General features: G+C 42.1%; 2 protein-coding genes. Both read left to right on the plus strand.

Annotated elements, in window-relative coordinates:
* Window positions 1–71 precede the first annotated feature (71 nt).
* Entirely contained in the window at window positions 72–11,114 is an 11,043-nt protein-coding gene (locus OFY17_RS01635; RefSeq protein ID WP_263528947.1) for a non-ribosomal peptide synthetase, read from the plus strand.
* Window positions 11,115–16,745 (plus strand): non-ribosomal peptide synthetase, encoded by a 5,631-nt coding sequence (locus OFY17_RS01640; protein ID WP_263528948.1) that lies wholly within the window; start codon window positions 11,115–11,117, stop codon window positions 16,743–16,745. It begins immediately after the preceding gene.
* The last annotated feature ends 131 nt before the right edge of the window (window positions 16,746–16,876 follow it).

Genomic DNA, 16,876 nt, shown 5'->3' on the forward strand with positions numbered 1-16,876 from the left:
ACTAAAAACTAAAAACTAAAAACTAAAAAGATTATTAGACATCCTACCGCACTGTAATGGAAAGTATGAATATGACTCCGACACAACATAAATGGCACCCTCTTTCTTACTCACAACAGCGTTTATGGATGTTCCACCAGATTAAACCTCAAAGTGTCGCTTATAACCTTGGAGGTTTACTTTGGTTCAAGGGAAATAATCTTAACAAAAAACAATTATTAGCAGCCTTATCTGATTTAGCAGAACAAACGCCTTCCCTAAATCTAATATTTGATGACAGTAAAGGAGAGCCGCTACAAAGGGTTGATCACAGCCTATTCTTAGGTTCAGATTTCATTGACTTATCTCATATGAGTCAAAATACAAACATAGTTGATGCGACCACTTGGATTGAACAAGATGCACAAGAAAGGATGTATAAACCCTATAATCTAAAAAAACAAAATCTGACTCGCTCATGTGTTTATGAGATATCAAACAATCATTTTGCCATATTTCTAGGGGCACACCACTTAATAATGGATGGGTGGTCTCTATCATTATGCTGTAAAAAACTGCTTAATCTCCTAACAGGGAAAGGAAAAGCAGGGAAAAACTCTGGCTCTTCCTATTTAGAGTTTGCCACTCAGCGAGTCTCTGAAGAAGATCTAAAAAGATCACAACAGCACTGGAGAGCGCTAAACCTATTAGGTGATACCCCTCTTGAACTTCCAGTGGCAGACGTAAAAAGCGATCTATCTTATTCCGCAGGACATATTGAAAATGCGTTGACTGAAAGTGAAACACAAAAGATAACAGAGGCTGCTAAATCAATAGGTGTAACACGCTTTGAACTACTTTCATCAGCTCTTTTACTTACCCTATCTTCGTACGCCAACAATGCTCACCCATCTATCATTGTGCCAGCTTTAAACAGAGATAGTAAAACTAGACGTTCAGTAGGTTTTTACGTAAACAATGCCGTTCTAGGCATGCCACTTTCCCCACTAGAAACCCTCGAAGAAATATCGCATAAAGTTCAACGCATTATGAAAGAGTCGGTCAAATACTCTGCCTTACCCATCGAGCAATTGGGTGAACAAGCAGATGGCCAATCCACTCTATCACTACCCACCACCGCCTTTAACTTTAGGGCACACGGAAGTGGTTTGCTTTTGAGTGCAAGTGACTTTCAAGCCGTCTTTAAAGAGTTCCCTGTTGTAGAAACTCCTTTCGAACTTGTACTGGATGCAATAAGTGGCGATCAACTCTCACTGCGTTTTGTTTATGCGAAAGAAAAATTCACCCAAAGTTTCATCCACCGCTTTATATCAAGCTACAAACAAATCTTAGCGGAGATATGCTCGTCTCCTACAAAGCCAAAGGCACAACTATCAATAATTACTGCTGAAGATAATATATGGCTAGATAAAACCTCTGCCATAAGAGAAACGTACTCCCCTACTATTTTTACTCAGCTACTCACAGAACAAGCATTATTACAGCCTGATGCTATTGCAATTCAACACAACGCAGAAACACTCACTTATGCTCAGCTAGATAAAAGGTCTAACCAATTAGCTCACTTTTTAGCGGCTCGCTCTCCATCACTGAAAGATAATGTAATCGGAGTCATGATGGAACGTGGGACAGATATGCTTATTGCCATGATAGGGGTCATGAAAGCTGGTGCTGCATTTTTACCATTAGACCCTGACTACCCCTCTGAACGCTTAGGCTTCATGCTAAAAGACAGCCAATCTCTACTTCTCTTAACTCAGCAACATTTATTTGAAAGCGCACAGAGTCTGACAAAACAGGAAATCATTGCCCTTAGCTCTTTACTGCTAGAGGACCTTCCAGACACAGAACCGAATGCCAATTTACACCCAAATAATTTGGCCTATTTGATTTATACATCTGGATCTACAGGCACGCCAAAGGGAGTTGCAGTCGATCATTTGGGACTAACAATGCATATCCAAACAATTGGAGCACGCTATGGCATGACACCAGATGACTGTGAGCTTCATTTTGCCTCTATAAGTTTTGATGGTGCCGTCGAACGTTGGACCGTGCCATTAGCTTTTGGCTCACGCTTAATTATTCGTGATCAAGAGCTATGGACGCCAGAAAAAACCACAAAGGTATTATGTGAAGAAAACGTAACCATTGCCTGCTTCCCTCCCAGTTATATGGGGCCATTGCTTGATTGGATTGAAGAAACAAGACCATCCCTTGCTTTGCGCTCAATTACATTAGGAGGTGAAGCTTTTACTCATGAAACATTTGAACGAATTAAATCTGTTATCAACCCACCTAGAATTATTAATGGTTATGGTCCGACAGAAACAGTAGTAACCCCCATGATTTGGAGTGCTGAAAATGGTGAGTCGTTCACTGGCGCCTATGCTCCAATTGGTACCGCTGTAGGAGAACGAAAACTTTACGTATTGGATGAAAACCTATCTAGACTGCCTGTAGGTTCAATTGGTGAACTTTATATAGGCATGGAAGTAGGGCTTGCCCGAGGCTATTTCAATCGACCGGATATAACTGCAGAACGTTTCCTACCAGATCCATTCGCCAATAATGGCGAACGTATGTACCGTACTGGAGACCTAGTTTCTTTCCGACAAGATGGTGTTGTTGAATATCTAGGCCGTGCAGACCAGCAAATCAAGATTCGAGGATTTCGAATCGAGTTAGGAGAGATTGAGTCGCGCCTGCAAGCTATTGCAGGATCAGAGCTGTGTGCTGTAGTTGCCCATAAAGCTCATTCAGGCACCAAGCTTATTGCTTACATACAATTAAATAACCCTGAACAAGCACAAAAAAATGACTGGTTAGCACAACTGGCAGAGCAAGTACCTGACTACATGGTTCCAGTGGATATCATAACTCATGAAAAGCTGCCGCTAACACCAGCAGGAAAAATCGACCGTACCAAGCTCGCTAATTTAGAGTGGCAACCTAAAAAGGAAGACTCCGAATTTTCTGAATTAACAACAAACAAACAGAAACTACTTGCCAATATCTGGTGTGAGCTACTAAGTCTTGACTCTGTCGGAGCTGACAGCCACTTCTTCGCCCTAGGTGGCGACTCTATTATGGCACTACAATTAGTAGGAAAACTAAGACAGAAGAATTTACTACTGACACCCAAAGAGGTATTTGATCAGCCGACCCTTGCAGAAATGGCTGACCGTTTAACCGAAAGCGTAAGTAAGAAAATAAAAAATGCAGATCAGCACGTCCTTCCAAGCGGGCAAAATAGCCCCGTACCTTTATTACCCATGCAAGCTCGTTTTATACAGCAACTCGACCATGCATTATGTAATCAATACATGCAATTTCACCTTGCAGACAATATTGACCCAAACGCTTTGCGTCATGCTGTCGCCTTATTAGTATCTCATCATGACGCTTTACGACTTAAGTTTTCCTCATCGACAGATACGGCAAACTACGCTGACATTAACGCTAATGAACCTCTATTTTCTTTTCAAGTATTGGATAACCCTCAGGGTATAACAGAGAGTACAGCAACACTGGTACAAACTTCCATTTCCCCCAGTTTAGGGAGAAATATATCTGTTGGAGCCAATACATCAAGTGGCGAAGTCATAATTGCTGTTCACCACCTTGTGGTCGATGCTCTGTCTTGGTTGACTCTGGTTCAGGATCTGATTGGTCTCTATACTCAGAACCTAACCCTTGATAACAGCAAGTATCTTTTACCTCAAAAGACACACCACCAAGCGGACTGGCATCAGGCTCTCAACGGCTATTCTTTATCTACAAAAGAGCAGCAGTATTGGAATGAACAAGTAAGTGATAGCCTCTTCCCTAACAAGCGAGGTGAAATTACATCTCTCCACTGTCAAATTGACACTGGAACAGCAAATACATTATTTGAGCAAACAAAGCGCTTCGCTCAATTAGATAAAGAAACCAGTTTACTTGCAGCAATATCTTGTACACTGGCCAAGCTAACAGGTAAGAATACCTTCACTGTGCACAAAGAAAGTCATGGCCGTTACTCAGAGCAGTTTGGACTAGACTTATCACACAGTATTAACTGGTTTACTGCGTTATTCCCACACAAGATCAATATTCATGACGAGTTAGGGCTTACTTTAGGCCATTTTAAAGACCTTGCTATATCGGTCACTTCTGGTGGAATAGGCTACTCGGCAGGCGTTGTACAGAAACACTGGTCTTACTCAGACTCAATTGATGTGCTCTTTAATTATTTAGGCAGTGCTACCAATACAAAAGTCACTGGAATAGAAGTATCGAAATTTGGCTTATGGCGAAACAGCAATATGCCAGCCGAAACTGGAATCACTTTTAATATTAGTGAAAATGAGCAAGGTTTATCGTTAGACATTGAATTAGACAGTAACATCTCAATTGCAAAAAGTAGTAACAATTTAATCCATGAATTAAAGGCCACAATACTTTCCATTACGAATTACTGTTTAGCACACACGCCAACGCTAACCAAAAGTGATGCACCGCATACAGAATTATCTTTAGCAACCTTAGCGAAAGTAAGCCAACATTCACACGATAACAAAGGTGCATTACCACAAAAAGTCCTCCCTCTATCTACCTTACAGCAGGGTCTGTACTTCCATGCAAAACTGTCCAATAGCAATAACACTTACGTCAACCAGATAACGCTTCCCATTAGAGGAGCTTCGTCTGAAAGGCTCATCAAGTATTGGCAAAGTTTAATGGAACGACATGCAATTTTACGCACAACAATTAGCCAAATTGATGGGCAGGCATATCAAGTTACCTGGCCGGAACTCGCACTTAATTACAAGATAAAAGATACTCAACACACACTGTCATTTGACCTTGAAAGTTATAAAAGCCAACTAATCCAACAAGGCTTTAAATTAGAGCAAGCTCTAGATACAAGTTCACTAGAAGCTTTATGGAGAATAGATTTAGTTCAAACCACAGCAGACGAACTACAATGTATTTTCACAATTCACCATATATTAATGGATGGATGGAGCACGGGGGTGCTGCTAAGTGAGCTATTCTCTTTGTATCAAGGCACGCAACTACCTAAAATACATCATGATTTTTCAAATTATCTCGACTGGGTTGCCGACCAAGATGCTAAGAATTCAGTGGACTACTGGCAATCTTACCTCGCTAATATTGAAGCACCGACTCACCTAGCAAACCTTTATGGAAGAAAGAACAGTAATGTGACGGCCTTAGAATCAGATCAAGGTCATGTTCGCTATAATCTTGATATTGAAACGCCTACTTTGTCTCTATGGCAAGCCGCTTTGCAAAATGCAGGATTAACATTAAACACTCTCATTCAGGCTTCATGGCTGCTAACTCTGCAACGCTATACCGGGCAAAACAACCCTATATTTGGTAACACTGTGGCAGGCAGACCCACTTCTCTAGAAAACAGTGAGTCTATGGTTGGGCTGTTTATTAATACGCTCCCAGTCACTCACTCAATCGACTTTTCATCAAATACAAATGATTGGCTCAACGAGCTGCAATCACAAACCAGTACTCAACGTGAATTTAGTTATTCTTCATTAGCCGATGTACAAGCCCAGTCACCATTAGATGACAGCAACATATTTGACACACTAATGGTTTTTGAGAATTACCCTCTCGATAAAAACTTACTGAAGCAAAGCGGCTTAGAAGTAGGTGAACCAGATAGCTATGAATTTACACACTACCCACTAACCTTAGCCGTGTTGCCTGGTGATTTCCTGCGTATTGTCTTCGCCTATGATTCGTCTCACTTTAGTAAATGGGACATCGAAAACTTAGCCTCCACAACAAACCATTACTTAGATCAATTAATACAACATCTTAGTCAGCCTCTTAGCAGTTTATCAATACTGGATGAAAGACAAGCACAAACATTAAACAGCTACCATAAGGCCAGCGAGCCTTGGAGTTATATCCCTTTTTCTCAGCTTGTTAGTGAACAAGCAAAAGCATTACCAACCAAAGAAGCCATTGTGGCTAACCCATTAGGAATCGTCACCTCACACAGCAGTAAACGAATTTCTTTGACCTATTCACAACTTGACCAACAAAGTGATGCCGTTGCGGCACACCTCATTGAACTGGGGGTAAAACCAGACAATATTATCGGTGCTCTACATCAAAGAGGCACGGATATGTTGGTAACTATGCTTGGCATTCTCAAAGCTGGTGCCGCCTTCTTACCACTTGATCCTGACTACCCAAAAGAGCGCCTAGCTTATATGTTGGAAGATAGTCACGCTCTCAGCTTAATTACTGACAATGTCTCCCAAGAGCTAGCGAATACTATCTATCAACCTGAAAAAACCATTCTCTTCGCCGACATAGACATACAGAAAGAGCTTAAAGAAAGACCCCATTTACTTCCTGATCAACTCGCCTATGTTATTTACACATCGGGGTCGACAGGAAAACCCAAAGGCGTATGTGTATCACAGCTCGGCATGAGCATGCATGTGCAAACCATTGGGCAGCGCTATGGTATGCAGCCCAATGATATAGAGCTGCACTTTGCCTCTATTAGTTTTGATGGGGCCATCGAACGCTGGAGTGTGCCACTAGCATTTGGCTCTTCTCTTATTATTCGTGATCAGCAATTATGGAGTGCCAGTGAAACCTGTGATGTTTTGGAAAAAGAGCAGGTTAGTATTGCTTGTTTCCCGCCTAGCTATGTCGGACCCTTACTTGAATGGATAGAATTAGAACAGCAGAAAGATATCCAACTTAATCTAAATGTTCGTTCATGGACGTTAGGTGGTGAGGCCTTTACAAAAGAAACCTACTTCAAACTTCAAGAAACACTGCAGCCTCGACGTATTATTAACGGTTATGGGCCAACCGAAACCGTAGTCACACCAATGATATGGCAAGCCTACCCGGATACACCATTGAGTAGCGCATATGCTCCTATAGGTAACGCCGTTGGCGCACGATCTTTGTATATCCTCGACAGTGCATTACAACCGGTTCCTGCTGGTGTTATAGGCGAACTCTATATTGGCAATGAGGCAGGATTAGCACGAGGTTATCTTGACCGACCAGACCTCACAGCCGAGCGTTTTTTACCCGACCCATTCAGCCAAAATGGTGAACGCATGTACCGTACCGGCGATTTAGTTCGTTGGCGCACAGACGGAATCATGGAGTATCAAGGCCGTATAGATGACCAGATAAAAATTCGCGGCTTCCGTATTGAATTAGGTGAAATTGAAAGTCTTTTACAAAAGGTAAGCGGCTGCAAACAATGTGCTGTCGTAGCATTTGAGCAAACTGAAGGTTCCTCTCTTAATAAGTATTTAGTGGGCTACCTAGAAAGTAATGAACACGCATCAGCACCTCATTCTGATACAGACCTTCAAGCTATATTAACTGAGTTAGGTAAGCAGCTTCCTGACTATATGGTGCCATCTCAATTAGTTGTAATGGAGCAATTACCTTTAACTCCAGCCAGTAAAATAGATAAAAAACGTTTAATTGCCCCTGAACTGCATGCAAAGACCATCGACTACGTTCCACCTAAAGGAGATATGGAAGAGCAACTTGCCGAGCAATGGCAACAGCTTTTCAATATTGAAAAGGTAAGCCGTCATGATGACTTCTTCAATTTAGGTGGGCAATCTTTACTCGCCACGCAACTGGTCGGACGATTACAACAACAAAACATTCATCTGCCTCTACAAGATGTTTTTTCAGCTAGTGAATTATGTTCCATGGCAGCTCATTGCACTCAAAACCAAAGCACTGCAACGGATGCACTTACACCTATTGCTCAAGTGCCTCGTTTAGACCTAATGCCTGTAAGCACCTCACAAAAAAGACTGTGGTTTGTGCAAGAGTTAATGCCAGAAAGTTCTGCTTATCATATGCCACTCGGTCTTACCTTATTAGGGCAGCTACAATTAGAACATTTAGAAGAAGCATTAAAGCTTCTTGTGAATCGCCATGAGATATTACGCACCTCTTTCACTCAAATAGATGGTGAGCTAATGCAGCTCATTCACCCTAAACTCGATTATACAAAAGAACTACCTTTATTATCACGTCATCACGTTGCTGAGTTTGAGTCAATTGAGCAACAAAGACTAGAGTGGATTGGGCAACCTTTTGACTTAACAAAACCTAGGTTACTGCGCGCTTATATCGTCGAAAATAGTCCAACTCAATTTGAACTTTTACTCGTTATTCACCACATCATTTCTGATGGTGTCTCTATGCAGCGCTTTATTAAAGAGCTAGCTGAAAACTACCTTGATATAGCTCAAGATCCGCAAGCTAAAACAGTGGAAATAGCCCTTAAACAGCCTGACACTCAATACGTAGATTACGCCCATTGGCAACAAAACTGGCTAAAATCCGACCAAGCTCAACGTGATTTAGCATGGTGGAAGAACACCCTTAAAAGTGACATAGAACCTTTAGTCTTACAAAGTGAAGTCTCACGTTCAGACCTGCAAACGATAGGTAAACGTCAGCACTTCACTTTGACTCAGCAACAAATAGAGCAAATTACTTCTCTGGCCAGCGCCCATAAAACCACTGTGTTTAATGTGATGTTGAGCCTTTGGCATTTGGTGCTACACAAATATTCTGACCGTAAAGATATTCGTGTTGGCATTCCTGTGGCTGGCCGTAGTCAACCTGCTACAGAGAGCATGCAAGGCTGCTTTATTAACAACCTAGTCACCTCTTCTGTATTTACCGAAGAGACTACATTCTCCTCCTTGCTACAAGACATTAAAGCATTCAATGAACAAGCTCTTAGCCGTCAGGATGTACCTTTTGAAGTGGTAGTAGAAGCACTTGGAGTAACAGGAAATCTACAACATCACCCTCTTTATCAAACTAGCTTCAACTTTCAGCAGTTAGATAAAAGCCTCTTTGATCTATGGGGAGATATAAAAGCACAGCCTTTTGATCCTGGCGTTGTTGCCGCTCAGCTTGAAATAAGCCTTGATATACAACAATTCAGCGAAAGCGACTGGGGAGGCTTTATCAACTACACTTCGCCCGTTTTCGATGAAAACTTTGCTGCCTCAATACTCAAACACTGGCTTATTTTACTGGATCAAATAGCAATAGATTCCATAAAAGATAATGATAAAAAACGTATTGCTGAACTCACATTAGTGGATAAAAGTGAACAAACTTTCATCAGTCAATTCAATGAAACCGAAAGGAGTTGGGGGCAATTCCAGTCGCCTGTCGTTACCATTATTGAACAAGCGAAGAAAACACCAAATGCCATCGCACTTTCTTTCCAAAATGAATCCATCACCTATGCCGACTTCGATCGCAAGGTAACACAGTTAGCCAACTGGCTGCGTTCTCAAGGAGTAAAGGAAGAAAGTCGTATTGGATTAGGCCTGCCTCGATCCATTGAGTTAGTGATAGGCTTACATGCTATTACGCGTGCTGGAGCCGCCTACGTTCCTCTAGATCCTAGTTACCCAAGTGATCGACTGCTCTATATTCTTGAATCAGCTGATGTGCCTTTGTTGTTAACGGATACTGCAACTATCAATCAGTGGCCAACCTCTAAGACTGATCTAGAAAATGCAGTTTCTCAAGAAGATACGACTAAGCCCGAATGCCGTTATATTACTATCGACACTCTACTTAACGAGCCCGAAGTAAATACACAGAGCCTAGTCCCACCCTCTGTTCACTGGCATGAAGAATTGGCTTTATATGCCATATTTACGTCTGGTTCTACTGGCTTACCCAAAGGGGTTATCAATCACCAAGCAGCCTTACAGAACCGTTTAGAGTGGATGCAAGATGCATATCAGCTCACTGACTCGGACTGTGTTTTACAAAAAACACCTTTTAGCTTTGATGTTTCTGTTTGGGAGTTTTTCTGGCCACTAATGTATGGTGCGCGACTTGCCATTGCACCACCAGACCATCACCGCCAACCAGAGCTGTTACATAAAACCATTATTGAACAGAAGGTCTCTACCATTCATTTTGTGCCTTCTATGCTACACGCCTTTGAAAGTGAAACAGACATAGCCGCCTGCACAAGCCTAAAACGTATCATCTGTAGTGGTGAAGCGTTGCCTGCTGAACTGGTAGACCGAGTGTTGTCTCAATCCACTAGCGAATTACATAATTTATATGGCCCGACCGAAGCGGCAATAGATGTGAGTTACTGGCAATGCCAGCAACCTGTGGGAAAACGCACACCTATTGGGTATGCCATCAACAACATCCAGCTACACGTTTTAGACAGCTATGGAAACCCAACTCCTATTGGATTACCGGGCGAACTTTATCTCGCTGGAGATGGACTTGCTCGTGGTTACCTTGGTCGTCCAGATCTAACTGCTGAACGTTTTCTCCCTAATCCTTGGGGGAAAGCTGGATCACGTATGTACCGTACAGGGGATAAGGTCATTCGCATGCCTGACGGCAGGCTTGAGTATTTAGATCGGCTGGATAATCAGGTGAAGATTCGTGGTCTTCGTATTGAGCTGGAAGAGATTGAAAACACCCTCAATCAACACCCAATGATTGAGGAGTCTGCCGTAATTGCCCATCGTTATAGCGCTTACGCCACAACAGAATCATCGAATCAAAGCGCTACTCAACTGGTTGCTTATATTGTGAGTAATACCTGGGGAGACGAGTTAGAAGCTTCTATAAAAGCCCATTTAGCTCAGCACCTTCCTGATTATATGGTGCCCGCCATATTTATTCCTCTTGATACTATGCCCCTGTCACCAAGTGGAAAGCGTGATCGTAAAGCATTACCTGAGCCCACATTCTCGAAAGTGGCATATAGAGCCCCCGAAACCGATTTAGAGATTTGGTTGGCTTCAACTTGGCAAACCGTCCTTGATGTGCCGCAAGTGGGGCTAGACGACAATTTCTTTGCACTCGGTGGGCATTCACTGTTAGCCACCAAGATTGTTGCCTTAGCTCAAAAGGACTTAGGGCTAGAGATAACGCTCAAGGAATTTTTTGACGCAAACAGTTTGCAGTCGTTAGCAGATAGCCTGAATGACCGCTACCAAACAGAAAATGAAAATGAACAAGATGATCTCGACGCTATGGCTGCGTTAATGGACGATCTGGAGCTCTTATAAATGAAAGCTAACACCAATAAGCAGGCCGACAAAACGGCTTTAGCAAAGCGTTTTTTGCAGTTAGGCACACAAGAACAAGCTAAATTTATTAGTCTATTAGATAGCAAAGGCATTAACTTTGAAAAGCTACCTATCGTAACTGCTGATGATATCCACACATCCGAGTCAAGCAGCACCCTTGCACCCTTATCTCCGGCGCAAAAGCGCATGTGGGATATTTATGAATTAGACCCTGCTAATAGTGCTTACCATATGAGTGGTGCTTTTGATATTCAGGGTGAGTTGGACTTAACAAAACTAGAAAACTCGTTAAGCAAAATAATCGATAAGCATCAAATTTTGCGTACACGATTTGTCTCAATTAAACCTGAGAGTGCTGCACCAGAAAAAGAGGCAACATCCTCCTATGAAGTTCGTCAATATGTCGAGAAGCAACCTATCGTCCAGATGGAAATATTGGATTACTCTTCGCAACCAAGCGACGCATTACCAGCACTTCTTCAAAATTTTGTCGCTAAACCTTTCGACCTATACAATCAAACGCCCATACGCTTTCAATGTGTAAAAATAAACAGGCATTGCTACCGAGTTCAAATCGTCATGCATCACCTTGTGTCCGATGGCTGGTCTGTCAGCTTATTCATGCAAGACCTTATTACTGCTTATCAAGGTATAGATTTAGCACCACTAAACATTCAATACAGGGACTACGCAACTTGGCAAAATGCATTGTTAAAAGCAGGGAAGGACAAAAACCACTTAGACTTTTGGCACAAGGAATTGGGCACAGAGCAACCTCAAAAGCTCTATGAATGGAACCAAAAGGTTGAGCTGAATCAACGACGTAGTGCTGCAACACTCTCCTTTCAGTTACCACAAGAGCAACATGAAAAAGTGGCCCAGCTAGCACGCCAAATGGCTGTCACCACATCCAGCTTTTGGCTAACTTTATGGCAAACCGCTTTGGCAAAAGCCACTGGTGTTGAAGACATCTATATCGGCATGCCAATGGCAAATAGACACCGCCAAGAAGTTACCGATGTCATTGGTTTTTTTGTCAATACTATGGTGATTCGACAAAACATTAAGCCAACCTCCAGATTCAGCCAATGTGTGAAGTCTTCACATGAAAAAGTACTACAGGCGCAAGAGCACCAGCTACTTCCTTTTGATCAACTTGTCGCTTCATTAACACAAAATAGAAAAGAAAAAGGCCATACCCAAACTACGAACGCAGAGCGTGTTGCAGGTGAAACACCTCTCTTTCAGGCGCTCTTTAATCATCAAGTGGAATCTAATAATCAGGTTCAGCTTGCACAAGATGTCAGTATTTCTACTGTTCCTCAACAGGGACAATTTGCACTGTTCGATATTGCTTTGGATATACGAGAACAAGCCACCAGCGACTCTAGCGGCACCACCAGCAACGTAGTGCTTACCTATGCAAAAGATCGCATTGACTCAGAAAAAATGCGTGAACTTTATGATGTTCTCCAAGCACTTCTAAATAGTATTGACACGGAATTGCACACGCCTCTCGCACAGAAGAACACATTCACAACGTCAGAAAAGGCCATAATACAACAGCTATCTCTGCCTCATACGGGTCCTGAGTATGAATGGGTATATCAAGACATCACAGCGTTAATCGCGACTCAAGCAATTGAACATCCAGATAAAGTCGCAATCAAGCATTCAACGAAAGAATACACTTTCTCAGAACTAGAAACACAATCTAATCAGCTCGCACACTATCTGTTAACGCTAGGTATTAAACGTGATGAGCCAGTCGGAGTTTTATTTGAAAGAAGCAGTGAAATGATCATTGCTATGCTAGCTATTATGAAAGCAGGCGGTGCCTTTTTACCACTAGATCCGGACTACCCTAAAGAACGCCTCGCTTATATGATGGAAGATTCAGGTGTGAAGTGGGTGCTTTCCAATAGCTCTGTAAATAACGACATAAATACCAGCTGGAGTACCATTGCCAGTCATTTTCAGCACAGTCATATCCAACACTTGCCATTAGCCTCTATCAAGCTCAGTGAGTTTCCGCAAGCAGCCCTCAGCCTTCGCATTTACCCCGAACAGCTGGCTTATATCATTTATACCTCAGGCTCAACAGGTAAGCCCAAAGGCGTTGCCATCAATCACCAAGGCTTAAGCATGCATGTGCAAACGATTGGCAAGCTATACAAGATGACACCTACCGATATAGAGCTTCATTTTGCCTCTATCAGCTTTGATGGGGCCGTAGAACGCTGGACTGTGCCCCTTGCTTTTGGTTCGAAACTGATCATCCGAGATCAAGCTCTTTGGAGTGCCGAGAAAACATGCCAAACCCTTCAAGATGAAGGCGTTACTGTCGCTTGTTTCCCACCGAGCTATATCGCACCACTATTAGATTGGATCGAACAAGTACAACCTAACCTACAAGTTCGCTCTTGGACCTTAGGTGGAGAGGCCTTTACCAAAGAAACTTATGATCGAATGCAACAATTGTTGTCGCCCCCTCGAATTATAAATGGCTATGGACCGACAGAAACTGTCGTTACTCCTATGATTTGGCGTGCAGATACAGCTTCTGAAGAAAAGAATGAATCATTAAAAAGTGCCTATGCTCCAATTGGCCTACCTGTCGGAAAGCGTCGTCTATATGTTCTAGATAATCTATTAAACCCAGTGAAATCAGGCCAAGTTGGTGAACTATACATTGGCGGTGAAGTTGGTTTGGCTCGTGGTTACTTAAATAAACCCGATCTAACAAGTGAACGTTTTTTACCTGATCCCTTTATGAATAATGGCGAGCGAATGTATCGAACAGGAGACCTTGTTCGTTGGAATGAGCAACATGTCATGGAGTACCTAGGACGTGTGGACCAACAAGTAAAAATTCGTGGGTTCCGTGTTGAATTAGGAGAAATCGAAAACCGTTTACAACAACTTTCTGGTCTAGAAACCTGCCTAGTCAATTTGGATACTTCTTCCGTCAATAGCCAACTCATCGGCTATTTACATGATTCAAATAAAACAAAAGAACTAACACATTGTGAGAGCTCGAAGTTACTAGACCAATTAGCAACAGAACTACCTGATTATATGGTGCCTTCTCAGCTATTATGGCTAGATAACATCCCCCTAACGCCAGCAGGTAAAATTGACCGAAAAACGCTCCCCGTACCAACGCCTACTAAGAATGATAATGAACTTTTCATAGAACCAAGCACACCTCAGGAAATCCTTTTAGCTAACATTTGGTCTAGCTTATTAGGGCTTGATGGTAAAAGTATTGGAAGAAACAGCCACTTCTTTGCCCTTGGTGGGGACTCAATTTTGTGCCTTCAATTGGTCAGCAAGTTGAAGTTTTCTGGTTTTAACGTGACACCTAAGCAAGTATTTACTACACCAATACTTTGCGAGTTAGCACTAGAACTAACTCGACTACAAGCCGCTGAACAAAAAGAGCTTCCAACTGAAAGCTTTGACCTCATGCCCATTCAAGCGCACTTTATGGCACAAAACTTTGCTACACCAAACCATTGGAACCAGCATGTTTGTGTTGAGCTCAAGCAAGACATGGACTCTGAAGCATTAAACCAAGCTTTAAACACTTTAGTTAAACACCACCCCAGTTTACGTCTGGCTTTTTCTCAGCAGCAAAGCTCGCCAGAAAAAGTCAGTAAAAAGTGGCAGCAACGCTTTCTTGCTTTTGAAGAACGTAATCTTTTATTAAAAACGGAAGTAAGTAATGAAGCAGAATTTGAAACCTTTGCTAATGATATACAAACTAGTCTAGATATAACAAAAGGGCACCTACTCCAAGCGGGTTATGCCAATGTATTGGGACAATCTAGCCGTTTTTTACTGGTCATTCATCATATGGCCATTGATGGCGTTTCGTGGCGGGTTTTATTTGACGATCTATGGACGGTTTACCAGCAAATAATAGCCAACCAGAAAATCTCATTACCTATAAATTACGCAAGCCTAGACATGGCTATTGAGCAGCTTAAAGAGTGGCAGCAATCAAACTACGGCCAACAAAGGGAAGCTTTCTGGCAGCAGTATTTCAAAACCAGCCATTCTACTAACAGAGCAGACGCTCCCGCTTTGTATACTAATAAACAGGTTGTTAGCGTTGAGCTTAATGAGCTGCAAACCAGTGAGCTATTAAAAACTAAACAAGATACAACAAGTATATTATTAACCGCTTTATCAGGCACTCAGCTTGCAAAAAACCAGCATGATAGTTTGTCTATTTACCTTGAGGGCCATGGTCGTGAAGAGTCTGTTTTTGGTGACCTAGACTTAACTCGTTTAATCGGCTGGATGACCAGCTTATACCCTATCACGCTAACTCCTTCTCAAGGTATTGACGAGGTATCTAATCACCTCAAACTAATAAAAGAAGATGGCGGCATCAGTTATGGCTTACGATACCTATCTGCAACAGAAGAAAAACCAATATCAGACGACATCACTCTTACCTTCAACTATTTGGGTCAATACCGTAATGATGGTTTCTCTCATTGGTGTAAGCTTTTAAAAGAAGCTGGTGGTCAGCCCCAATCTCCTTTCAATAGTATGTTGACACCGCTCGTGGTTAACTCACAAATTGTGGATGGTAAATTATCCGCCAGCTGGGAGTATTCGAATGCCCATTACAAGGCAGAAGAAATAAGCGCTATTGCAAATCAATGGGCAAAAAATGTTTACGAACAGGTAGAGAAGCTGAATCAGGCCCCCGTCACTGCTGACCTAAAACTCATTCAAAAACTCAATAACTTCACCTCTAAGGAGAAAGAAAAACGCCCTCCTATTTTTTGCATTCACCCTGTTACAGGCAGAACCCTTGGCTATCAAAAGTTAGCACAAGCATTAGAAGGGAAGAGGGATGTATACGGAATTCAATCACAAAGTTTTGCCTATACAGACCAATTTGATACCTCTTTCGCTCAAATGGCAGATGTGTACACAGCAACAATTAAAGACATACAGCCGGATGGCCCATACTACTTACTCGGCTGGTCGTTAGGAGGGGCTCTGTGCCAAGAAGTTGCTTCTAGATTAGAGAAAGACAACAAAGCTATCCAATTCATCGGCTTGTTAGATTGCTATGTCCCTGGCACAGAAATCGCTGCAGACCAATGGAGCTCACCACAGGCTAAAGAGACACTAATGTCTCACTTAGAACTTCTATTGGGTGAACTTACCGATCACCAAAAACAAGCTTGTCTAAACGTATTTAATAGCACCACACCCAACCATTGGCCACAGGCCTTTAATACTTGGCTGTATCAACAAAGCTTTGACTCACACACTGCTGAGAATGCAAGGCAAATGCTCTTTAGTTGGGCGGTAGAGCAGCACATGAGGGCACTTTGTCATCAATATCAACTACCAAAAATCAAGACATCACTTCATGCCTATTGGGCTGGTGAGCCAGATGGAAGGTGCCACTTGCTGGAAGATAAGCTTACGCAGCTCAACCAGCTGTCCGCCAGCAAAATCTATAAGACAGACCATCAAGGAATAGTACAAGATAGTTTGTTGATCCAAGAGTTAGTTAATACTTTATCTGATGATAACGAATTCGGCAGGATAAGCTCATCTAAAGATTTTTCCGTATAAGACATGAAGTATGAAGATGTAAATTAAAGAAATTTTCTCTTTAACGGTTTATTTCTCATACTAAAAGAAAGTAGAATACCCAATGATAATGATTATCAATATTCACAACATTACTATTGCTATAACTAAAG

The sequence above is a fragment of the Marinomonas sargassi genome (genome assembly GCF_025716875.1).
GTDB lineage: Bacteria > Pseudomonadota > Gammaproteobacteria > Pseudomonadales > Marinomonadaceae > Marinomonas > Marinomonas sargassi.